This is a genomic window from Amycolatopsis sp. FBCC-B4732, assembly GCF_023008405.1.
Taxonomy (GTDB): domain Bacteria; phylum Actinomycetota; class Actinomycetes; order Mycobacteriales; family Pseudonocardiaceae; genus Amycolatopsis; species Amycolatopsis pretoriensis_A.
This window is the reverse complement of the sequence record NZ_CP095376.1, coordinates 9,053,155-9,075,309: the sequence shown is the minus strand read 5'-3', so window position 1 is coordinate 9,075,309 and position 22,155 is coordinate 9,053,155. Positions and strand designations below refer to the sequence as shown.

The 22,155-nt window shown below is 71.2% G+C and carries 20 protein-coding genes; 9 read left to right on the top strand and 11 right to left on the bottom strand.

What is annotated here, in order from left to right:
- The first annotated feature begins 838 nt into the window (after positions 1 to 838).
- On the top strand, positions 839 to 1,477 hold the full coding sequence (locus tag MUY14_RS47045; RefSeq protein ID WP_281506219.1) for a transglycosylase family protein: 639 nt from the start codon (positions 839 to 841) through the stop codon (positions 1,475 to 1,477).
- A gap of 370 nt (positions 1,478 to 1,847) precedes the next feature.
- On the opposite strand, the gene MUY14_RS41165 is transcribed toward MUY14_RS47045, so the two are convergent.
- On the bottom strand, positions 1,848 to 2,768 hold the full coding sequence (locus MUY14_RS41165) for a molybdenum cofactor biosynthesis protein MoaE (RefSeq protein ID WP_247017888.1): 921 nt from the start codon (positions 2,766 to 2,768) through the stop codon (positions 1,848 to 1,850).
- A complete protein-coding gene (gene moaC / locus MUY14_RS41160) occupies positions 2,765 to 3,235 on the bottom strand; it encodes a cyclic pyranopterin monophosphate synthase MoaC (RefSeq protein WP_247017887.1) in 471 nt (156 codons plus the stop codon). The genes MUY14_RS41165 and moaC overlap by 4 nt, the downstream gene beginning before the upstream one ends.
- Before the next feature lie 83 nt (positions 3,236 to 3,318).
- On the opposite strand from moaC, the gene MUY14_RS41155 reads away from it, so the two are divergent.
- Together MUY14_RS41155 and MUY14_RS41150 are read left to right on the top strand one after the other, a co-directional pair.
- Positions 3,319 to 3,585, top strand: a complete 267-nt coding sequence (locus MUY14_RS41155) for a type II toxin-antitoxin system Phd/YefM family antitoxin (RefSeq protein ID WP_247017886.1) — start codon at positions 3,319 to 3,321, stop codon at positions 3,583 to 3,585.
- Complete coding sequence (locus tag MUY14_RS41150; protein WP_247017885.1) at positions 3,573 to 3,980, top strand: PIN domain-containing protein; 408 nt, start codon at positions 3,573 to 3,575, stop codon at positions 3,978 to 3,980. The genes MUY14_RS41155 and MUY14_RS41150 overlap by 13 nt, the downstream gene beginning before the upstream one ends.
- Positions 3,981 to 4,310: 330 nt before the next feature.
- Here the strand turns inward: MUY14_RS41150 and MUY14_RS41145 are convergent, their stop codons facing one another.
- Together MUY14_RS41145 and MUY14_RS41140 are read right to left on the bottom strand one after the other, a co-directional pair.
- On the bottom strand, positions 4,311 to 5,699 hold the full coding sequence (locus MUY14_RS41145; protein ID WP_247017884.1) for an NAD-dependent malic enzyme: 1,389 nt from the start codon (positions 5,697 to 5,699) through the stop codon (positions 4,311 to 4,313).
- A 98-nt stretch (positions 5,700 to 5,797) separates the two neighbouring features.
- On the bottom strand, positions 5,798 to 5,983 hold the full coding sequence (locus tag MUY14_RS41140; RefSeq protein ID WP_247017882.1) for a hypothetical protein: 186 nt from the start codon (positions 5,981 to 5,983) through the stop codon (positions 5,798 to 5,800).
- Positions 5,984 to 6,072: 89 nt separating this feature from the next.
- Here MUY14_RS41140 and MUY14_RS41135 point away from each other — a divergent pair, with 89 nt between their 5' ends.
- Together MUY14_RS41135 and MUY14_RS41130 are read left to right on the top strand one after the other, a co-directional pair.
- Complete coding sequence (locus MUY14_RS41135) at positions 6,073 to 8,310, top strand: helicase-associated domain-containing protein (RefSeq protein WP_247017880.1); 2,238 nt, start codon at positions 6,073 to 6,075, stop codon at positions 8,308 to 8,310.
- Between the two features lie 49 nt (positions 8,311 to 8,359).
- The gene (locus tag MUY14_RS41130; RefSeq protein ID WP_247017878.1) at positions 8,360 to 8,947 is read left to right on the top strand and encodes a hypothetical protein; all 588 of its coding nucleotides are present in this window, start codon (positions 8,360 to 8,362) and stop codon (positions 8,945 to 8,947) included.
- Here the strand turns inward: MUY14_RS41130 and MUY14_RS41125 are convergent.
- The 6 genes from MUY14_RS41125 to MUY14_RS41100 all read right to left on the bottom strand — a co-directional run bounded on the left by MUY14_RS41125 (position 8,944) and on the right by MUY14_RS41100 (position 16,066).
- A complete protein-coding gene (locus MUY14_RS41125) occupies positions 8,944 to 10,194 on the bottom strand; it encodes a DUF742 domain-containing protein (RefSeq protein WP_247017876.1) in 1,251 nt (416 codons plus the stop codon). The genes MUY14_RS41130 and MUY14_RS41125 overlap by 4 nt on opposite strands.
- Before the next feature lie 6 nt (positions 10,195 to 10,200).
- Positions 10,201 to 10,617: a roadblock/LC7 domain-containing protein gene (locus MUY14_RS41120; RefSeq protein ID WP_247017874.1), complete on the bottom strand. Its 417-nt coding sequence runs from the start codon at positions 10,615 to 10,617 to the stop codon at positions 10,201 to 10,203.
- 402 nt (positions 10,618 to 11,019) lie between these two features.
- Positions 11,020 to 11,628: an ATP/GTP-binding protein gene (locus tag MUY14_RS41115; protein ID WP_247017872.1), complete on the bottom strand. Its 609-nt coding sequence runs from the start codon at positions 11,626 to 11,628 to the stop codon at positions 11,020 to 11,022.
- The gene (locus tag MUY14_RS41110) at positions 11,609 to 12,388 is read right to left on the bottom strand and encodes a DUF742 domain-containing protein (RefSeq protein ID WP_247017869.1); all 780 of its coding nucleotides are present in this window, start codon (positions 12,386 to 12,388) and stop codon (positions 11,609 to 11,611) included. Before MUY14_RS41110 ends, MUY14_RS41115 begins: the two co-directional genes overlap by 20 nt.
- Positions 12,389 to 12,413: 25 nt before the next feature.
- Positions 12,414 to 12,875 (bottom strand): roadblock/LC7 domain-containing protein, encoded by a 462-nt coding sequence (locus MUY14_RS41105; RefSeq protein WP_103355284.1) that lies wholly within the window; start codon positions 12,873 to 12,875, stop codon positions 12,414 to 12,416.
- A 20-nt stretch (positions 12,876 to 12,895) separates the two neighbouring features.
- Positions 12,896 to 16,066 carry a nitrate- and nitrite sensing domain-containing protein gene (locus MUY14_RS41100; RefSeq protein ID WP_247025484.1) on the bottom strand — a complete coding sequence of 1,057 codons (3,171 nt, stop codon included), beginning with the start codon at positions 16,064 to 16,066 and terminating at the stop codon, positions 12,896 to 12,898.
- A 717-nt stretch (positions 16,067 to 16,783) separates the two neighbouring features.
- Between MUY14_RS41100 and MUY14_RS41095 the strand changes: the two genes are divergently transcribed.
- The 4 genes from MUY14_RS41095 to MUY14_RS41080 are packed head-to-tail and all read left to right on the top strand — an operon-like array spanning position 16,784 to position 20,274.
- Positions 16,784 to 17,791 carry an ABC transporter substrate-binding protein gene (locus MUY14_RS41095; RefSeq protein WP_247017868.1) on the top strand — a complete coding sequence of 336 codons (1,008 nt, stop codon included), beginning with the start codon at positions 16,784 to 16,786 and terminating at the stop codon, positions 17,789 to 17,791.
- A 1-nt stretch (position 17,792) separates the two neighbouring features.
- Entirely contained in the window at positions 17,793 to 18,563 is a 771-nt protein-coding gene (locus MUY14_RS41090) for an ABC transporter permease (protein ID WP_247017866.1), read from the top strand.
- Entirely contained in the window at positions 18,560 to 19,393 is an 834-nt protein-coding gene (locus tag MUY14_RS41085) for an ABC transporter permease (RefSeq protein ID WP_247017864.1), read from the top strand. The genes MUY14_RS41090 and MUY14_RS41085 overlap by 4 nt, the downstream gene beginning before the upstream one ends.
- Before the next feature lie 20 nt (positions 19,394 to 19,413).
- Positions 19,414 to 20,274: an ABC transporter ATP-binding protein gene (locus MUY14_RS41080; protein WP_247017862.1), complete on the top strand. Its 861-nt coding sequence runs from the start codon at positions 19,414 to 19,416 to the stop codon at positions 20,272 to 20,274.
- Between the two features lie 241 nt (positions 20,275 to 20,515).
- Here the strand turns inward: MUY14_RS41080 and mdlC are convergent, their stop codons facing one another.
- Positions 20,516 to 22,102 carry a benzoylformate decarboxylase gene (mdlC, locus tag MUY14_RS41075; RefSeq protein ID WP_247017860.1) on the bottom strand — a complete coding sequence of 529 codons (1,587 nt, stop codon included), beginning with the start codon at positions 22,100 to 22,102 and terminating at the stop codon, positions 20,516 to 20,518.
- Between the last annotated feature and the right edge of the window lie 53 nt (positions 22,103 to 22,155).

Genomic DNA, 22,155 nt, shown 5'->3' with positions numbered 1-22,155 from the left:
TGCCCCTCTCCCCGCCGTCTAGACCGGTTGCCCACCCCCGACACGCCGTCCACCCGCCGGTGCGAGTTCGCCCCTCCCGTTCTTTTCGTCGCCGCTCGGGTACGGCAGCCGACCGCTCGCCGACCGCTCTTGCGCGCCCTCGGCGTGGCGCGTCATCAAATCCGGGTGTTCGCGAGAAGCTGATCCCAGCCCGCCGCAACGCCATCCGGTGACCCGTTTCACCTGGTCGGTCGCGGTGCGTGGCCCTCAGCCAGGGCCACCGGCGGTGGAAGTGGCTTCGGCCGTGGTTCGAAACCCCACTAACAGGTGGGACTGGTGTGACTCATGGGGCAAGTGGGGCTGGATTGTCAAGTCTGGCGCACTCCCCGCACCAGTCATAAGATGCGCGCTTCTTTCGCTCGGCAGGGGGCGCGAATGGTCCATTCGCCGCGCGAATCACGTGATGCAAGCCTCACGATCCGTGTTTTATCTCGGCTAGGAAACGGCCAGATAACGGCCCGCTGACCTGCACAAACATGTGCATCGGTCAGGGTTGCGTGCTGTTACTGTGACGTAGGTCACGCCCCGAATAATTTCCGATCACGGCCATCGTTACGTACCGTCGCTTTTCGGTTGGCCCCGACCAGCCAGCACGACCGGGAATCCGTAGCGCCTAGCCCTGTCCAGCGGATCCCCGGACCCATACCCCGAGCGAAAGCATTTCCGGACAGGGACGAGGGGACGACGAAGACGCGACGTGCGTCGGACTCGTCTGCCGGTCTGAGACGGCCGGCGCCAGGACCCCGATCCTGACCCTCAGCACAGGCTCGTAGGCGCAGGGAAACCGAGAAGCATTCAGATGTCTTACCGAGGCAAGCACCGCAAGATGTCCGCTGCCACCCGCACCGTCGCTCGCGTCGCCATCGCGGGCATTGCGGTCGGCGCTCCCCTCGCGATCGCCGCGACCCCCGCGTCGGCGACCAACTGGGACGCGATCGCGCAGTGCGAAAGCGGCGGCAACTGGAGCATCAACACCGGCAACGGCTACTACGGCGGCCTGCAGTTCACGCAGAGCACCTGGAAGGCCTACGGCGGCACCGGCAACGCGCAGAACGCGTCCCGCGACCAGCAGATCGCCGTGGCCGAGCGCGTCCTGCAGGGCCAGGGCATCGGCGCCTGGCCGGTCTGCGGCAAGAAGGGCGGCGGCTCGTCGGCCCCCAAGGCCAGCGCGAAGACCAACACCACCAAGAAGGTGACCCCGAAGAAGAGCACGACCGCCCCGAAGGCGGCGGCGGCTCCGAAGGCGGCCCCCGCGGTGTCCGGTGTCAGCAGCTCGAACCCGGCCGGTGACTACACCGTCGTGGCGGGCGACACGCTGTCCAAGATCGCCAAGCAGTTCAACGTCCAGGGTGGCTACGCCAAGCTGCAGGACCTGAACGCGAAGTACATCCCGAACGCGGACATGATCCTCGTCGGGCAGAAGATCGCCACCAAGTGACGATCGCGCAGTGATGCGTAACGGCCTCGAGCCGTGACTCCGCCCAGCCCTCCACCGCCGATCCCCCGGGCGGTGGAGGGCTGAGTGGTTCCCCGGGTTCACCGAGCCCGGATCCGGGCGGGCGGCTTCCGCCCGCTGCACGTTGCTGCAGGGCTCAAGTTCGCCTCCGCGGCCAGCCGGCCCGCCGTCAGCGCGCCCGCCGCCGCGGCTTCGTTCGCCGCGCCGAAGTCCGACGCCGCGTGCGGACCCGTTCTGCCTTGCCTCGCCGGCACCATCCATGTCTTGACCGACCCCGGCGTCCGCGAGCAGGTCATGCGGGCGTTCCCGTGCGAGGTGCCGATGTTCGTGAAGCTGAGCCTCGTCTTCTGGATCAGGGCGAGTTGACCCACTCGTCCGTGCCGTCGGTGAAGTGCTGGTGCTTCCAGATCGGCAGCCGCGCCTTGACCTCGTCCACGAGCTCCGCACAGGCCGAGAACGCCTGGCCGCGGTGCTCGGCCGCCACGGCGCACGCCAGCGCGACATCGCCGATCGTCAGCGCCCCGACGCGGTGGCTCACCGCCACCGCGCGGACGCCGGTCCAGCGCGCCGCCAGTTCCGCGACGACGTCCTCGATCACCTGGTTCGCGCTCGGGTGGCCTTCGTAGGTCAGGTCGCGCACGCCCTTGCCGCCGTCGTGGTCGCGGACGACCCCCGAGAAGGTCACGACCGCGCCCGCCGCGTCGTCCTCGACCAGACGAGCGTGCTCGTCGACGGACAGCACGTCTTCGGTCACGAGCGCCCGCGCCACACGCACCGCCGGGCCGGCCGCCGCGGGCCGTGGGTGGTCGCCGCCGGCCAGCTGGTCGACCGCGTGGTCCAGGATGCCGTCCAGGACGCCCAGGCCGTCCTTCACGCCGCCGCTGGAGCCCGGGAGGTTGACGACCAGGGTCCGCCCGGCCACGCCCGCGACACCGCGCGACAGCACCGCCGTCGGGACCTTCGGCAGGCCGGCCGCGCGGATCGCGTCCGCCACGCCCGGCAGCTCGTGGTCGAGGACCCCGCGGGTGACGTCCGGGGTGCGGTCGGTCGGCGAGATGCCGGTGCCGCCGGTGGTGAGCACGACGGCGACGCCGTCCGCGAGCGCGGCCCGCAGCGCGACCCCGACCGGCTCGCCGTCCTCGACGACGACCGGCGCCGGCACGTCGTACCCGCGTCCGGCCAGCCAGGCGACGAGCACCGGCCCGGTCTTGTCCTCGTAGACGCCCTTCGCGGCGCGGTTGGACGCCACGATCACGCGCGCGCTGCGCTTCACGGCCGCTCCCAGGTTCCGGTCTTGCCGCCGTCCTTGCGGAGCAGGCGGACTTCGTCCAGCGTCGCCGCCGGGTCGACGGCCTTGATCATGTCGTGCACGGTCAGCCCGGCGACGGCCACGGCGGTCAGCGCCTCCATCTCGACGCCGGTGACGTCGGTGGTCTTCGCGGTCGCGAGGATCCGGACCTCGGCCTCGCCCAGCTCGAACTCGACCTTGACCCCGGACAGCGCGATCTGGTGGCACAGCGGGATCAGCTCGGGCACCCGCTTGGCCCCCATGATCCCGGCGATGCGCGCGGTGGCGAGCGCGTCGCCCTTCGGGAGGCCGTCGGTCGCGAGCAGCCGGAGCACCTCGGCGGTGGTCCGCACGGTCCCGCCGGCGAGCGCGGTGCGCGCGGTGGCGGTCTTGCCGGAGACGTCGACCATCCGGGCGGCGCCGGTTTCGTCGACGTGGCTGAGTTCACTCACAAGCCGAGGCTACTTCCGGCGGGGCCGGGCCCGTCGGCGCGACCCCTTGATCCTGAACCTCGGAATCTGATAATCTGATTCTCGTGATCGAACTGTCCGCTTCCGAGGCCTCCCGGTCGTTCTCGGCCGTGCTCGACGAGGCGGAGAACGGCGAAACGATCGCGGTCACCCGCAACGGCAAGCGGGTGGCGCTGATCGTGCCCGCCCCCCACGCGAACGGCGTCGCGGTGTGCGCGGTGTTCCACCGCTGGGCCGGCAAGCTCGACGTCGACGACCGGTTCGAGGAGAACGTGACGAAGGTCCGCGAGACGGCATCGGCCGAGCTGGACAGTGATCCGTGGCGCGACTGATCCTCGACACGGGAGTCCTGATCGACGCGGCCCGGGAGCGACTGCCGGCGGGAGCTATCGGCGATGACGATGACGTCGCGGTGCCGGCGTTGGTCGTCGCGGAGTATCGGGTGGGGCTGCTGGACCCGAACCCGGCTCGGCGGGCGGCTCATGACGCGTTTCTGGCTGAGCTACTGGCTGTTACTCCGGTTGTCGATTACTCGATGGGTGTGGTCGAGCACCATGCCGAGCTGGTGGCTCATCTGCAGCGGAGCGGGCAGGCGTGCGGGGCCCACGACCTGATCATCGCCGCGACTGCCCGGGCCACCGGGCGGGTTTTGGTGACCACGGATGGGCGCGCTCGGTTCGACGACCTTCCGGATGTCGAGGTGCGGGTGCTTCAGCGGAGTCGGTGAGGTCGGCCGGACTTCCGGCGCCGCCCCGGGACATCGCTGCTCCAGGGGCCCTCGGCGGATTGAGCGACCTGGACGCCCGGAACGCGACGAACCGGCGGCTGACGCGCCGGGCTCGGTGCGCGCCAGCCCAGCACCCCGGGCGGCAGTGGGCGAGAGCTGGAAGACCAGCCCCTGGCAGAAGACGGTTGGCTACAGCTGGGCCGCCCCACGGTGACCAACGAACTCCTCAGCATGCGATCTCCCCCTGGTGAGTTGCGTCTCAGCCTAGGGAAAGGGAAGACCCCGGTCGTCCCTCGAAAGAACGATCCCGGGGTCCTCCGAAGTGAGGCCTCAGCGCTCGGCGCGCACCGCCTTGCGGACGGCGTCGGCGACCGCGGGCGCGACCGCGCTGTCGAACACGCTCGGCACGATGAACGACGCGTTGAGCTTGCCGTTGTCCACGACGTCGGCGATCGCGTCCGCCGCGGCGAGCAGCATGCTGTCGTCGATGTTGTGCGCGTGCGCGTCGAGCAGGCCGCGGAACACGCCCGGGAAGGCCAGCACGTTGTTGATCTGGTTCGGGAAGTCGCTGCGGCCGGTCGCCACGACGGCGGCGTGCTTCTGCGCCTCCAGCGGGTCGATCTCCGGGTCCGGGTTGGCCAGCGCGAAGACCACCGCGTCGGACTTCATCGTCGCCACCTGCTCGGCGCCGAACAGGTTGGGCGCCGAGACGCCGATGAACACGTCCGCGCCGGACAGCGCGTCGTGCAGGGTGCCGCTGACCTGCTGCTTGTTCGTGTGCGACGCGATCCACGTGAGGTTGTCGTCGAGGTTGCCGCGCGCGGAGTGGACGATGCCGTCGATGTCCGCGGCCACGATGTCGCCCGGGTTCTTGTGCAGCAGCAGCCGGATGATCGCCGAGCCGGCCGCGCCGACGCCGCTGACCACGATCTTGCAGTCCTCGATGTTCTTCCCGACCACGCGCAGGGCGTTGCGCAGCGCGGCGACGACCACGATCGCGGTGCCGTGCTGGTCGTCGTGGAACACCGGGATGTCGAGCTGCTCGCGCAGGCGCTTCTCGATCTCGAAGCAGCGCGGGGCGGCGATGTCCTCGAGGTTGATGCCCGCGTACACCGGGGCCAGCGCCTTCGCGATCATGATGATCTCTTCGGTGTCCTGGGTGTCCAGGCAGACCGGCCACGCGTCGACGTCGGCGAACTTCTTGAACAGCGCCGCCTTGCCCTCCATCACCGGCAGCGCGGCCGCCGGGCCGATGTTGCCCAGGCCGAGCACCGCGGAGCCGTCGGTGAGCACGGCGACGGTGTTGCGCTTGATGGTCAGCCGGCGCGCGTCTTCGGGGTTGTTCGCGATCGCCTGGCAGACGCGGGCGACACCCGGTGTGTACGCGCGGGAGAGGTCGTCACGGTTGCGGAGCGCGACCTTGGGCGTGACTTCGATCTTGCCGCCGAGGTGGATCAGGAACGTCCGGTCGGAGACCTTGCGGACCTTGACGCCGGGCAGCGAGTCCAGCGTCGAGGTGATGTCGTTCGCGTGGTTCTCCGACAGCGCGTTGGCGCTGATGTCGACCACGATCGAGTCCGAGTGCGACTCGACGACGTCGAACGCGGTCAGCACGCCGCCGACCCGCCCGACGGCGGTGGTGAGGTCACCGGCCGCGCTGGACGAAGCCGGGGCCTCGACCCGGACGGTGATCGAATATCCGGGACCGGGAACCGGCATGGCACTTACCCCCGCATGGGAATGGTGGCTGGGACGGGAGCGAACCTACTCCCGTGACCGCCCTCACGAGGGGCCGATACCGGTACTGACCAGTAACGTTACGGCCGGGTGTTGATCTCGGTCTCGGGGTGCACGTAGGGCACCGAGTCGAGCGGGAACGTGATGTCGCCGAACGGCGACAGCGAGCCCTGGCGGTCGGACGCGAGCTCGGTCACGGGGTGTTCGCCGGCCTCGCCCGGCCAGGTCGGGTCGACGCCCTTGTGCTTCTTCTCGCCCTTGGCCACAACGTCCTCCACAGCCGTGTTCAGTGTTCCGGGGACAGTCTGCCTGAGCCCGGGGAGCTTGTCGCACCCGCCCGGTACCCTGGTCTTCTATGCCCGCGACCTCCTTGGCGGACTGGCTGCGCGCGGAGTCCGACGGCGCACTCACCGAACTGCTCCGCACGCGGCGCGACCTGTCCACGCCCCCGCCCTCCGACAGCACGGTGCTGGCCACCCGGGCCGGCACGCCGGGCTCGGTCGCGCGCGCCTGCGAAGACCTCGACAGCTTCACCCTCGCCGTGCTCGAAGCCTGCTTGCTGGCCGGCGCGGACCGCGATCCGGTGCCGGTCGAAGACATCGCGAAGCTGGTCGGCACCGACGTCACCGAGCCGCTGACCCGGCTGCGCAAGCGGGCGCTGGCCTGGGGCGCGGACGACGCCGTGCGCGTGCCGCCCGCGGTCCGGGAGGCCCTCGGGCCGTTCCCCGCCGGACTGGGCGCTCCCTCGCCGTCGCTCGAGGGCGAGGACCTCGAGGCCCGGCTCGCCGAGCTGCCCGACGACGAACGCGGGGTGCTCAACGCCCTCGCCGCCGGCCCGCCGATCGGCCGGACCCGCGACGCCGGGATCGACCTCTCGCTCGAGAAGGCCGAGACGCCGGTGCAGAAGCTGCTGGCCCGCGGGCTGCTGCTGCGCCGCGACGACCAGACCGTCGAGCTGCCGCGCGAGCTCGGCATCGCGGTGCGCGGCGGGGCCTTCGCGCCCGGGACGCTCACCGAGCCCGGCCTGCCGGTCCACCCGCACCAGCCGTCCACTGTGGACCAGGCCGCGGCCGGTGAGGCGATGGAGTTCCTGCGCCACACCGAATCGCTGCTGCGCGCGTGGTCGGCCGCGCCGCCGCCGGTGCTGAAGTCCGGCGGTCTCGGCGTGCGCGAGCTCAAGAAGCTCGCCAAGGACCTGGAGATCGACGAGGCGCAGGCGACCCTGCTGGCCGAGCTGGCCGTGGGCGCCGGGCTCGTCTCCGACAGCGAGGCGACCGCGCCCGAGTGGGTGCCGACGACGCTGACCGACTCGTGGCTCGCGTCGCCGACCGCGCAGCGCTGGATGACGCTGGCCCAGGCGTGGCTGGAGCTGCCGCGGCTGCCCGGCATGGCCGGCGGGCGCGACGCCAAGGACAAGCCGGTCGCGCCGCTGTCGGAGGAGCTGCGCCGCCCGCTCGCCCCGGTCGCGCGGCGGCGGGTCCTCGCGGCGCTGGCCGACCTCCCCGAGGGCGCCGGGGTGAAGAGCGTCGACGAGCTCGTCGCCGTGCTGGCCTGGCGGGCGCCCCGGCGCGGCGGGCGGCTGCGGGACGAGACCGTCCGCTGGACGATGGCCGAGGCGAGCGCGCTGGGTCTGGTCGGGCTCGGCGGCGTCACGACGGCGACGCGCGCGCTACTCGCCGACGACCGGCCAGGTGCGGTCGAGGCGATCCTGGACGCACTGCCCGCGCCGGTCGGCCACGTGCTGCTGCAGGCCGACCTGACGGTGGTCGCGCCGGGCCCGCTGGAGCCGGAGCTGGCCGCGGAGATGACCGCGGTCGCCGACGTCGAATCGGCCGGGCACGCGACCGTCTACCGGATCACCGAGACGTCCGTGCGGCGCGCGCTGGACACCGGCCGCACCGCCGACGAGCTGCACGCGCTCTTCAAGGCGAAGTCGGCGACGCCGGTGCCGCAGGGGCTGAGCTACCTGGTCGACGACGTCGCCCGGCGGCACGGCAGGCTGCGCGGCGGGGTCGCGGCGTCGTTCCTGCGCTGCGACGACGAGGCGCTGCTGGCCGAGGTGCTGGCCCACCCCGTCGCGGCCGAACACGATCTGCGGCTGATCGCGCCGACCGTCGTGATCAGCCCCGACCCGCTGCACGAGGTGCTCGCCGGGCTGCGCGCGGCCGGGTTCGCCCCGGCGGCGGAGGGACCCGACGGCCGGGTCGTCGACATCCGCCCGGGCGGCAGGCGGCTGCCCGCGAAGGCGCGCGCGGCCCGCCGGAACCCCGGCGAGCAGGCGGTCCTCACCGAAGACCAGGCCACCCGGATCGTGTCCAACCTGCGCGCGGGCGACGCGGCTTCGGCCCGGCGCCGCGGCTCGGCGGTGCGCGCGCCGGTCGGCGGCGGCGCGGACACCTCGGCCACCCTCGAGCTGCTGTCCCGGGCGACGCTGGAGCGTCGTGAGGTCTGGATCGGGTTCGTGGACTCCCGCGGCACCGCCAGCCAGCGCGTGATCCGGCCGGTGCGGGTCGGCGGCGGGGTCCTCGAAGGCGAGAACAACGAGCGGTACTCCCTGCACCGGATCACCTCGGCGGCCATCGTCGAGGACTGATTCCGGTGAATCTCCACCGAAGCGCCCTCGCAGGTGGTAAGCCTGGTCCATGAAGCGGGGAACGCGGGTGACGGCGCTGGTGGCGGCGACGATCGTGAGCGGGGTGGGGTTCGCCGGCACGGCGAGCGCGGCCGGGCCACCGGTCTACTCGAAGTACACCGTCACCGGGACGACGCACATCGCGAAACCGGGCGCCGACCTGCCGCTGGGGCCGGGGCAGTTCGACATGTACACGCTCATCGGGTCCTACACCTTCTCCGGCACGATCACGCTGCCCCCGGTGAAGGTGACCAAGTCGGTCCCGGGGATCGGCAAGGTCAGCGGCACCGTCACGCTCGGGCCGGGCAGCGCCGAGGGCTCGGTGTTCGGCAGCTTCACCGGCTCCGCGACTTGGCCGGTCAAGGTGTCGGACGTGCGCGTCAACGGCGTCCCGTACGACGTCGGCGCGTCCTGCGGCACCGCGCAGCCGGTGACGACGGAGCTCGTGCCGGACGGCTTCGTCACCGGCAAGGGCGGCCGGCTGAACTCGACGTACACGATCGGCGAATTCGCGAACTGCGGATCGGCGACGCCGGTCGTCAACGCGGCGGTGCCGGGGCCGGGCAACACCCTGGCCCTCGACCTCACCTGGGGCTAGAGGGCGCGCAGGCCCGCCAGCACGCGTTCCATGAACTCGCGGGACGAGCGGTCCCCGAGGATCAGCTCGGTCTGGTGGATCAGCACGAGCCCGATGTCGGCCATGTCGCCGACCAGGATCTTCACCACGCCCAGCGGCAGCCGCAGGTGCGCGGCGATCTCCGCGACCGACCGGGTGTCCAGGCACAGGTCGCAGATCCGCCGGTGCTCGACCGAGCGGACCCCGCGGTAGCGGCGGCCGTCGTCGGACGTCGAGACCAGCGCCTCCAGTGCCAGGTTGTGGTCGGACCGCGTGCGCCCGCCGGTGCGGGTGTACGGGCGGACCCGCGAGTTCGCCGAAGCGACGGGCACCGGGCTCGCGACGCGGGCCGGCTCGTTCCAGACCGGGTCCTCCCACGGTTCCGGCTGCGGGATCCAGCGGGTCTCCGGGTCCGGCGGGGGCGTCCACGACGGCGGGGGCGCCACCGGGGGCCGGGGGGCCGGCGGACGCGGGGCGAGCGGCCGGTGCTGGGCCGGGGCCGGGGGCCGCGGCGGTGCGGGCGGACGGGCGCCGCGCGGCGGGGTCCACGCCGGTTCCAGCGGCGGGGGCTCGGGCCGGTAGGTCCGCCCGTCCTGCCACTCGGGTTCGGCGGGGTCGTAGCCGTCTTCGGGGTACTGGGGCGAGTGCGGGCCCGCGTAGCCCTGCGGGGCGAACTCGCGCGACGCGGGCGGATAGCCGTTGTCGGCGAACTCACGTGGCGGCGCGGGCGGATAGCCGTTGTCGACGAACTCACGTGGCGGCGCGGGCGGATAACCGTTGTCGACGAACTCGCGCGGTGGCGGAGGCGGGTAGCCGTTGTCGGCGTAGCGCGGGCGCTCGGCCGGGGGGTCGTGCCGCGGGTGGTCGTGGTGCGGGTAGCCGTTGTCGGCGTAGCGCGGGCGCTCGGCCGGGGGGTCGTGCCGCGGGTGGTCGTGGTGCGGGTAGCCGTCCTCGGCGAGGCGCCGGTGCCCACCCGTGTACTCGGCCTCCTCGTACTCCTGGCGGTCGTCGTACTCCTCGTCGTCCGCCGACGAGCCCCACTCCCGGGTGTCCTCGTCGGTGTACCCCTGCGGGTCCGCCTTCGGCCGCGCCGGCTTGCGCTTGGGCATGATCGTCGACAGCGTCGACATGTCGAACTTGCTGGGCGAATCGAAACCCTCGCGCTCGGTGCCGCGGTGCAGTGCGTCCCAGCCGCTGGAGTCCGGATCGTCGAATCCCGAAATCCTCATCTCGCCCTACCCACGCACGCCGCCCTGCAGCTGCGCGCGCAGCTCGGGGGTGATCTGCTGGCCGACCCGCTCGACGAGCAGGGTCATCTCGTAGGCGACTGTGCCGATGTCGCACGTCGGCGCGGCCAGCACCGCCAGCGATGAGCCGTCCGAAACGGACATCAAGAACAAGTAGCCGCGCTCCATCTCCACCACGGTCTGGTTGACGCCACCGGCCTCGAAGCAGCGCGCGGCCCCGAACGTCAGGCTGATCAGCCCGGACGCCACCGCGGACAGCTGTTCGGCGCGCTCCTGCGGCAGCCCTTCCGACGGCGCCAGGAGCAGGCCGTCCGCGGACACCAGGACGGCGTGCGCCGCACCCGGTACCCGGCGCACGAAGTCCGTGATGAGCCAGCCGAATGTGCCCTGGCCGGAAGCCGTCACTACTGCCCCTCCTTGCTCGTGCGGCATCGCGCGCCGCACCCCGGAGCACCCGGCACGACGGTTCGACGACGCCACCGTAAAGCGTATTCGCACCGCCGGTGGTGTCGAGTCCACCACGGGCCGGCCGGTGCGCACCCTACGTGTGCGCGTGGCCGCACTCCGCGCCGGCCCGGACGGGGTCACGCTTCCGGGCGACCCCCGGCGACGCCGGCCCCGTGTCGCCACCGCGAGGTGTCGGCGCAGGTCAGCCGGTGTTCCGGTGGCCGGAAGACGCGGCCCCGCCACCGGTCGCGGCGGACCGGCGTGGCCGGTCGCTGCGCCGGACGGCAGCACCACTCCCCGAAGTGGGTGAAGCACGCGGAGTTCACTCCAACGGCCGCATCCGGTTCGGGGCGTCATCGGTTATCCCGCGCGCAACGCCGAATCGTGCGCGATCGCGTGCTGGACGACGGAGATCAGCACCTGCTTGGCGGAGTCGCGCTCACGCGCGTCGCACGCCATGATCGGGACCGACGGCGCGATGGTCAGCGCGTGCCGGACGTCCTCGATCTGGTGGTGCAGCAGCCGGTCGAAGCAGTTGATCGCCACGACGTAGGGCAGCTTCCGGTTCTCGAAGAAGTCGATCGAGGGGAACGCGTCGGCCAGCCGCCGCGTGTCCACCAGCACGACCGCGCCGATCGCACCGACCGCGAGGTCGTCCCACATGAACCAGAACCGGTGCTGACCGGGGGTGCCGAAGACGTACAGCACCAGGTCCGAGTCCAGCGAGATGCGCCCGAAGTCCATCGCCACGGTGGTGGTGGTCTTGTTCGGCGTGGCCGAGGTGTCGTCGTGCCCGACGCTCGCCTCGGTCATCATGGCCTCGGTGGTCAACGGGTCGATCTCCGAGATCGCCCCGACCATGGTCGTCTTCCCCGAACCGAACCCGCCGGCGACCACGATCTTGGCCGACGAGGTCGGACCCGTCACCTGCGGCGCGTTCGCGTCGGAGTCAAATTCTCCGAAGCCCACTGAGCACCCTTTCCATGAACTCGATACTCGGGCGGTCACCCACGGTCGTGCTGCTGGAGTGCACCAGCACCAGCCCGAGGCCCGCCACGTCACCAATCAACACCCGCACCACACCGAGCGGCAGCCGCAGCAGCGCCGCCACCTCGGCCACCGACCTCGTGTCGATGCACAGGTCACAGATCGACCGGTGCTCGGGGACCCGGACCCGGTCGAGCATCCGGCCCTGCTCACTGGTCGAGATCAGCGCCTCGATGGCCAGGTCGAGCGTCGCCTTCGTCCGCCCGCGGGTCCGGAAGTACGGCCGGACCAGCCCGGACGTCTCCATCTCCGTCGGCGCCGGCTCGTCCACGTACTCCTGGTGGGCCTGGCGCGGCAGCGCCGCGGCCAGTTCACCGGAATCCGGTCCCGACCCGAAGTCCCGCTCGGTGCTGTACGCCGCGAACTCGTGCGCGTCGTACAGCGGTCCGCTCGAACCGCCGAACAGCTCCGCGCCCGGCCCGCCGAGCAGCCGGTCGCGGTATTCGGTGCCACCCGCGATCGGCCGGATCGGTTCCTGCCCGGCATTGCTGTCGGTCAGCCAGTTCGGCGGCTCCCGCACGGGGTCGCTGTCGGATGCCTGCACCCGCCTCGCCCGCCATTCGCGGTCGACGCGGTCCCGGAACGACTGCCAGTCCTCCCGGCCGTCGTCCGGTTGCTCGGACCAACCACCGGAGAAGTCGTCACCGAGCCGGCCATCACCCCTCAAGCGCCCGTCGTCCACGGCTCTCTCCTCGGTTCCCAGGTCCTCAGCGGCGGACGGTCGCGCCCTGCAGTTGCGCCCGCATCTCCGGAGTCAGCTGCTGGCCGACCCGCTCCACCAGCAAGGTCATCTCGTAGACGACCAAGCCGATGTCACTCTCCGGCGACCCCAGCACCGCCAGACACGAACCGTCGGAAACCGACATGAGGAAGAGGAAGCCGTTGGCCATCTCGACCACCGTCTGCGCCACCGTGCCGCCCTCGAACACCTTGGCCGCGCCGCGCGCGAGGCTGGTCAGCCCCGACGCCACCGCCGCCAGCTGGTCCGCCCGGTCCTTCGGCAGCCCGCGCGAGGCCGCCAGGAGCAGGCCGTCCGCCGACACCACGACCGCGTGGGCCGCGCCGGGCACCCGGTGCACGAAATCCGTGATCAGCCAAGCGAAGCTGCCGGCATTGTTCGCCTTGGCATGCGCTTGGCCGTTCGGCTGCGCGGAGCCACCCGGCTGCATTGCACCCGCCCGTGTCACTTTCACTCCTCACTGCTGTCTGTGGTGTTGCCACTCACCGGAACCTCGTCGCCCGGTCGCTCCTTCAGCGCATGGCGCCCCGAGGTGTACCCACGTTGGAAGCTTGCCATCCGGTTCCGCGCCGCGGACGCCGAGCGGGTGATCGCACCCGTTCCGGGCATGCCCGCGGTGGCGTCGGCGAAGTTGTTCTGGGCCGGCGCATCGGGCGCCGCGCTGCTGATCGACCCCGGCACCAGGTAGGCGTTCGGGATGCGCTTGGGCAGCCCGGCCGTGGTGATCTCCTCGTTCTTGGACTCGAGCAGCGACTGCGCCGCCTGCCAGCCGTCGTCGGAGGCGCTGTGCCAGCCGTCGTCGGGCGGGAGGAGCGGGTGCCGGGTGGCCGCCGTCGGCAGCAGCTCGTCCACGGGTTCCGGGGCGGGCTCGTCGCGACCGGTGAGCGGCGGCAGGTTCTGGTCCTCGGCCTCGACCTCGACCTCTTCCGGCGCACTCGGCTGGTGGCTGCGGTGGTGGCCCCCGTCGCTCTGCTGCGGCGGGACCGGGTCGGCAGCCGCGTCGTCGCCCTCACTGAACCAGCGTGACAGCACCGACTGGTAGATGGGCAGCCGCCGGGTGGGTACATCGTCTTCGAGCGCCGACGAGCCGAGCTCCGCCGCGGGCGGCGGTGCCGGTGGCGGTTCCTCCGGCGGCACGAACTTCGGCTCGCGCTTGGGCAGCACCAGCGGCGCGAACTGCGTGTCACCGGCCCGCGAGCTGGCCCCGTCGCCGTTCGAGGACGGCGCCAGCGGCGCCAGGTCCTCGGCGGTCGGCCAGGCCGGCACGTCGGGCTTGGGCAGCTCGGGCGACAGGAACGGGCCCGCCGCGCGGCCGCCGCTGACCAGGTCGTCCAGGCTGATCGGCTGGTCGAGCGGGACCAGCCCGCCCTGGTTCGCCACCGGCTCGTGCTTCGGCGGGGCCGGCGGTGGTGGCGGCGGCGGGGGTGCCGAGTGCTGCGGCGGGTTCGGCGAGAACGCCTGCGTCTGGTCGAAGTCCGAGCGCGCGGCCGGGATCGGGATGCTCGGCATCGACATGGACGTCTCGGACCGGTTCGGCGGCAGCGGGGTCTGCCGCTGCATGCCGGGGCGCAGGTGGGTGAGCAGCTCCGCCGGGACGACGACGCGGGCGATCACGCCACCCTCGATGTCCTCGTTCTCGCGCAGCCGGACCTCGATGCCGTGGCGCTTGGCCAGGCGCGAGACCACGTACAGACCCATCCGCCGGGTCACCGACACGTCCAGGTCCGGCGGCTCGGCGAGCCGCGCGTTGACCTCGGCCAGCCGCTCGTCGCTCATCCCGACACCGTGGTCGGTGACCTGGATGGCGAGGGCCTTCCGGCGGGTCACCACGGCCCGGACGATGACCTTCGTCTCCGGCTCGGAGAAGTAGGTCGCGTTGTCGAGCAGCTCCGCGAGGACGTGCACGAGGTCGTGGATCGCGAGGCCCTGGACCGCGACGTCGGGCACGATGCCGACCTCGATCCGGGCGTACTGCTCGATCTCGGAGACCGCGGCGCCGATGACGTCGGCGGCGGGCACCGGCTTGGGCACGGACTTGGCCAGGCCGGCGCCGGAGAGCACCAGCAGGGACTCACCGTTGCGCCGGAGCCGGGTGGCCAGGTGGTCGAGCTCGAACAGGCTCGCCAAGTGGTCCGGGTCCTGCTCGTCGGCCTCGAGGCGGTCGATGACGCCGAGCTGGCGTTCCACCAGCCGCTGCGACCGCCGGGAGAGGTTCACGAAGATGCCGTTGACGTTCTCGCGCAGGAGGGCCTGCTCGGCGGCCATCTTGACGGCCTGTTCGTGGACGATGTCGAACGACCGCGCGACTTCGCCGATCTCGTCGCGGGTGTTGACGGGCACCGGCTGGACGGCCCGCTTCGAGGCGCCGACCGGGTCCGGGTCGTCGAGGATCGCCTGCACGGTTTCCGGCAGCCGGGTGTAGGCGACGTCCAGCGCGCTCCGGCGCAGCACCCGCAGCGGGCGCAGCATCAGGCGGGCGACGATGAGCATCAGCGCGATCGCGGCGGCCAGCGCGGCGAGCACGACGGCGCCGCCGATCCAGGCCGAGTTGACCGCCTGCGTGGCGAGGCTGTCGGCGCGGGTCTTGAGCTGGGCCAGCAGGTTCGATTCGACCGCGTGCAGCTTGTCCGCCGACACGGTGCTGTCCTTGCCGAGCGCCGTCGTGTCGATGCTCGGCGCGTCACCCTGCTGGGCGAAGGCGAAGGCCGCGGTCTGGATCCGGCGGCGGTCGTCGACCTCCGGGCCGGAGTAGGTGTCGTTGTAGAGCTGGCGCTGGTCGTCGTCGGCGTTTGCGAGGAAGGACTGCACCGAAGCGTCGGCACTGGACGCCGACGCGCGCGTCTGGTCCAGGAGGTCGCCGGGGAAGCTGCCGCGGAACGCGGCGATCTGCAGCTCGGCGTCGGAGCGGGTGGTGAACTCCTTGGCCTCGCTGATCGCCTGCGTGCTCGTGCCCAGCCGCAGCACGTCCCGGTCGGTGACCGCGGTGGTCACCTCGCGGCCGAGCTCGATGAGCGAGTCGAGGATGCCCGAGTAGGCGGTCATCACCGTGATGTCGGGCAGGCCGTTCGCGGTGTTGAACGCCGCCCGCAGCGGGCGCAGGGCGTCGAGGCGCTGAAGGCCCCGGGTGTAGCGGTCCTTGGTCGCCGGGTCGTCGTAGTTGAGCGTCGACGCCGCCGAGCGGAGGTCCGCGACCTCGCGGTCGACCTTCGAGATCTGCGAGTCGAGGCCCGTCTGCAGCAGCGGGTTGTTCGACGAGATCCGCGCGACGGCCAGGCCACGCTCGTTCTGCAGCTCGTGGACCACCGTCGTGACCTTGACGGCGAACGCCACCTGGTCGGCCGTCCGTTGGAACTCCGCCGCCTGCTGGGCGTCGTCGACCACGCGCAGTGCCCCCAGCACCGCGGCGGTCAGGGTCGGGATGATCAGGACCGCGGCCAGCTTGGAGCGCAGCCGCCAGTCGCGCATGCCGGAAAAGAACCCGGCCTTCCGGCCCGGACTGTCTCCGGGCGACTGCGCGGGGGCCCCTCCTACCCCCGCGGCGTCTTCGTTCGGCACCGCCGCACCACCATCATCGTTCGTGCTCGTGAAACCTTGGTCGGTCCAGCGCCCACCTGGGCGCATCGCGTTCTCATCAGCCACTCGTCTGCACGCTCCCGGCGCTCAAGCGCAGCGGCAGGTCGGAACGAGCCCAGCGCGAGACGCTACCCGTACGGGTGAAAAGATCGTCTTCGGTGGGCGTTCCTGAACCCCGTCCGACTGGACGGAATCGGTTCAGCTCGAGCATCACGGTCGGGTCCCTGCGCTGGTCTCGCATCGGTCTGTTGGTTCGGCCTAGCCCACCGGCGCGGCGGCTGTGCCCGGCCAGGCAGTGGCCTCTACGGGGACGAATCTCTCAGGAAAAGCACAGCGTGCCCTGGTAAACCGGGGATCGACTTGATCGGCCATCCAGGCACTCTCTCTCACTACATCGGAGGTTGATACCTCCCCGCAGGTGCAGAGGGTAGCGAACGCCCGGAGAAGATGTAACCCTCCCGACAGGACGCGCTCGATGTTGCACAGCGTTCGCTCAGTCGGCACACAGCTGGACATCCCTTATTCAGGAACTGGGCCCTACGCTGGGTGAACGCTTACGGCGAGTGGAGCAGTGGGTCTAGACCAGAGGCCAAAAGAGTGACGTGCGCCACCCTCTCGGGTATTGATCCCACCCGTTGTGAGCAACCTGTCACGTTCTCTACAGTGGCCCGCGTACTCCCGAGAATGAGTTACGTACTTCCCCGGGATTCGGTCCATCAACCGTCACTTTCTTCACCCAAGGAGCAGGCCTTGCTTGGAAACGCCATGAGCAGTGGCCGGGTTCGCACTCGCCGCGCCGCGCTCGGGCTCGCCCTCACCCTCGCGGCAGCGACAGCCCTCACCGGCTGCAGCGCCCTCGGCTCGGACGACTCGAACGCCTCGTCGAACGGGGGCGGCCTGGAGAAGTCGAAGATCAAGGTCTCGATCATGCCGACGACGGACCTCGCGCCGTTCTGGCTGGCCTTGGACGGCGGCTACTTCAAGTCCGAGGGCCTCGACGTCGAGCAGATCGTCGCCAAGAGCGGCCAGGAGTCGATGACGAAGGCGCTCAACGGCGAAGCCGACATCGCGCTCTCGACCTACACGCCGTTCTTCGTCGCCAAGAGCAAGGGTGCCGCGGACGTCCAGCTCGTCGCCGACGGCACGTCGGTGAACGCGAAGAGCAACGCGATCGTCACGGTGCCGTCCTCGAACGTGAAGACGGTCAACGACCTGGCCGGCAAGCGAATCGCCATCACGGCCATGAACACCGCGTCGGACATCCTCACCAAGTCCGTCATGAAGGACCACGGCGTCGACTTCAGCACGGTCAAGTGGACCCTGGTCCCGCTGCCGAACATGGCGGCGGCGCTGAAGGACAACCAGGTCGACGCGGCCTACATGCCGGAGCCGATGCTCTCGCAGGCGGCGAAGACCGTCGGCGCGACGCCGGTCATCGACATCAACACCGGCGCCAGCCAGGACTTCCCCCTGACCGGCTACGGCTCGACGACGAAGTGGGTCCAGGGCAACCCGAAGACCCTCGCGGCCTTCCAGCGCGCCATGAAGAAGGCCACCAGCGACGCGATCAACGACCGCTCGAAGGTCGAGCCGCTGCTGGTCAAGTACGCGAAGATCGACGAAGACACGGCCAAGCTGCTCACCCTGCCCGGCTACGGCTCCACCCTGGACGCCCGGCGCCTGCAGCGGGTGCCCGACCTGCTGCTGCAGATGGGCGTCATCACCAGCAAGGTCGAAGCCGCGCCGATGATCGCGCCGCAGGCGACCAGCTGACGTGAAGAAACTGCTCCGCGGCCTGGCCGGTCTGGTCGGCTTCCTCCTGCTCTGGGAGGTCGTCGTCCAGGTCGGCCTGGTCAGTAAGACGTTCACCCCGCCACCGAGCGTCGTCCTGGTCACCGTCGGCGACCTGCTGGGCGACCCCGAATTCATCCGCGACATCATCGCGACGATGCTGGCCTGGCTGATCGCCATCGCGATCGCCATCGTCATCGGCGTACCCGCCGGCCTGCTGCTCGGCAGCATCCCGGTGCTGCGCACCGCCACCGCCGCGATCGTCGAATTCCTCCGCCCGATCCCGGTCACCGCGCTCGTGCCGCTGGTGCTGCTGGTGATCGGCTCCGGCCCCGACGCGAAGATCACCCTCGCGGTGTACGCGTCGCTGTGGCCGATCATGTTCAACACCATCTACGGCATGGGCGAGATCGACCCGGTGCTGATGGAGACCGCGCGGGCGTGCGGGACCAGCCGGTTCCGCATCCTGACTTCGGTCGCGCTGCCGCAGACCGCGCCGTTCGTCTTCACCGGCGTCCGGCTGTCGGCGACCATTTCGCTGATCGCCGTGGTGAGCGTGGAGTTCCTGGCCGGCTCCCAGGTCGGGCTCGGCAGCTTCATCCTGATCGCCAGCACCGGTTCGGTCCGGTTCGACCTGGTCCTGGCCGGTACCGTGGTCGCCGGGGTGCTCGGCTACCTCATCAACGAAGGGCTCGAACAACTGGGCAAGCGGCTGTTCCGCTGGAGCAGCGTCGACCGGGAGGCGATCGCGTGACCGCGGCAACTCTTTCCGGCCGGGTGGGCCGCCGGGCCGCCCGGGGCGCCGCCGCCGTCGTCCGCAACTGGCTGCTCTTCGCGATCCTGGTCGTCGGCTGGGAGTTCGCCGCCCGCGCGGGCGGCAGCAAATTCTTCCCGCCGCCGACGGAGATCGCGGTCGCCGCCGCGAAGCTGTGGTTCACCGGTCCCGCGTCGCACCTCTTCCTCACCGACGCCGTCTTCGACAACGTCTTCCCCAGCCTCGGCCGGATGCTCGGCGGCTGGGTGCTGGCGGCCGTCGTGGGCGTGGCGCTCGGGGTGCTGGTCGGCCGGTCCGCCAAGGGGATGGACTACCTCGGCCCGCTGTTCGCGTTCTTCCGCTCGATCCCGCCGCCCACGCTGATCCCGGTGTTCGCGGTGCTGTTCGGGCTGAGCTCGGGCATGCAGATCGGGTCGATCATCTTCGGCGCGATCTGGCCGGTGCTGCTCAACGCGGTCGACGGCGTCCGCTCGGTCGACCAGGTGAAGGTGGAGACGGCGCGGTCGTTCCGCACGCCCCGCCGGTACTGGCTGGGCCTGGTCGTCCTGCCCGCCGCGGCGCCGAAGATCTTCGCCGGCCTGCGGGTGAGCCTGTCGATTTCGCTGCTGCTGATGGTGGTCTCGGAACTGATCGGCGCGTACAACGGGATCGGCCGGTCGCTGCTGAACGCCCAGCAGGACTTCGACTTCCCCATCATGTGGTCCTGGCTGGTGCTGCTGGGCATCCTCGGCTACGTCTTCAACACGATCTTCCTGGTCGCGGAACGGCGGGTGCTGGCCTGGCAGCCGACCCGCCTCGGCCGCGACTGACGCTGGAAAGGCCTCTCCCCATGTCCACCATGCTCGAAGTTTCCGGCCTCAGTCACCGGTACGGCTCCGGTGCCAAGGCGCACACCGCGGTGAACGAGCTGTCGTTCACCGTCGAAGCCGGGCAGCTGGCCAGCATCGTCGGCCCGTCGGGCTGCGGGAAGTCGACGTTGCTGCGCTGCATCGCCGGGCTGACCCCGCCGACCGACGGCACGGTCAGCCTGCACGGCGACCGCGTCGACGGCGTCCCGGACGACCTCGCCGTCGTGTTCCAGGACTACAGCCGTTCGCTGTTCCCGTGGCTTTCGGTGCAGAAGAACGTCGAATTCCCGCTGCGCTGGCGGCCGATCTCGCGGGCCGAGCGGCGGAAGCTGGCGGCCGAGGCGCTGGAGCAGGTCGGCCTGTCCGCGGTCGGCGGGAAGTACCCGTGGCAGCTCTCCGGCGGCATGCAGCAGCGGGTGTCGATCGCCCGCGCACTGGCCAGCCGCCCGGCGCTGCTGCTGATGGACGAGCCGTTCGCGTCGGTCGACGCCCAGACCCGGTTCGAGCTCGAGGACCTGACCCGGCGCGTGCAGCGCGAGCAGGGCAGCACGATCCTCGTCGTCACGCACGACATCGACGAGAGCGTCTACCTGTCCGACCGGGTGCTGGTGCTGTCGAAGTCGCCGGCCTCGATCGTGGCGGACCTGCCGGTCGGCCTGCCGGCCGAGCGCAACCAGATCACCACCCGCGAGTCGGCGGAGTTCGTGACGCTGCGCGGTGAAGTGGCCCGGCTGTTGCACGGCGGTACCCCGGCCGAGGCCGCCACGGCCGCGTCGGACGCCGCGGAATGGGAACTGGCCGAGCACGCTTCGGACGTGACGGAGACCAAGACCGGAAGCTGACGAACCGCTGGGGAAACTCGCCGTTCTTCTTGGCGCGCAGCAAGGGAACGGCGGTCGGCCACCGGCCCGCGCTCGACGGGCGTGGTGGCGCTGCCCTGCCGAACACCGTGGCGGGCCTGAATCGACGCGGCCACCGCCGCGAGCACCGGGCCGCCGACGCCGAAGTCCACTTTGGACGCCTACAGCCGGCGGTCGTGAGTGAGAAACAGGGTTAGCACTCTGTTTCTCACTCACGACGACGTCAGTACAGCGTGCGCTCCGACGGTGCCACCTTGACGTGCACCAGGGTCGGGCGCGGGTCGGCCAGTGCCGCCGTCAGGCCGGGGGCCAGGCCGGCCGGCTCGGTGATCGTCACGCCCTGGCAGCCCATGCTCGCCGCCAGTGCCGCGAAGTCGATGCCGCCCAGTTCCGTGCCCGGGAGCTTCGCGCCGCCGATCGTTTCGCCGAGGATGCGGACCGCCGCGTACTCCGTGTTGTCCATGATCAGGATCGTCACCGGGAGTTCCTGGCGCGCGGCCGTCCAGAGGGCCTGGATGCCGTACATGCTGGAGCCGTCGCCGACGACGCCGACCACCGGGCGGTCCGGGCGGGCCAGTGCCGCGCCGACCGCGCCCGGGACGCCGTAGCCGAGCGTGCCGCTGGCCATCGTCAGGAAACCCGTGTCCGTGGCCGTGATCGGCAGGTGGTCGTGCAGGATGCCGCGGTGGCTCGGCGTCTCCTCGACGACGATCGCGTTGTCCGGCAACAACTCCGCGAGCGTCGAGTAGACGAGCTCACCGGTGAGCTTCTCGCCGCCCGGCTTCGCGGGGCGCTCCAGCGGCGCCGGCGCGGACCGCGTGCTCCGCTCGACGACGTTGAGCAGCGCGCGGATGCCGAGCTTCGGCGTGGCGCGGATCCCGGTGCCTTCGAAGGCGCGCGCGAGGATCTGCTCGTCGTCGCTGACGATGAACAACGGCGGCAGCGGAGCTTCCCCGCGCCCGCGTTCGACGTGGTAGGTGAAAGCGGGCGCGCCGAGCACGACGACGAGGTCGTGCGCCGCGAGCTTGTCCGAGACCGCGCCACGTTCGGGGTCCAGGAACCCCTGGAACAGCGGGTGGTCCTCGGGGAACGAGCAGCGGTAGGACATCGGCGCGACCCACACGCCGGCGTTGAGCCGCTCGGCGAGCGCGACGGTTTCCACGACCGCGCCGTCCTGGTCGACGGCTCCCCCGACGACCAGCGCGGGCCGTTCGGCGGCCTCGAGCGCGGCGACGAGCTCGTCGACGGCTTCGGGGTCCGGCGCGAACCCCCGGATGCGCGGCCGGGAGACGATGGGCCGCTCGGTGGTGGCGGTCCAGTCGTCGGCCGGGACGGACACGAACACCGGACCGGACGGCGCCTGCGTCGCGACGTGGTAGGCGCGGGCCAGCGCGGCCGGGACGTCCTCGGCGCACGCGGGCTCGATCGACCACTTCACGTACGGCTTCGGGAAGTCCGGGGCGTCCATCGCGCCGAGGAACGGGTCGTGCGGCAGGAGCGACCGGTTCTGCTGGCCGGCGACGATGATCAGCGGCGTCCGGTTGCGGTAGGCGTTGAAGAGGCTGCCGAGCCCGTGCCCGACGCCGCCCGCGGAGTGCAGGTTCACCAGCACGGCCTGGCGGGTGGCCTGCGAGTACGCGTCGGCCATCGCCACGACGGCGGACTCCTGCAGCCCGAGGACGTAGTCGAAGTCGTCCGGCCAGTCGGTGAGGAAGGGGACCTCGGTGGTGCCGGGGTTACCGAACACCGTTGTGAGGCCCAGTTCGCGGAGCAGTTCCCTGGTGGCGTCCAGCACCGTGCGCTTGATCATGCCACCAGGCTAACGCTTAGCGTTGCGAAGAAAAGCCCCCGAGCGCCCCAATG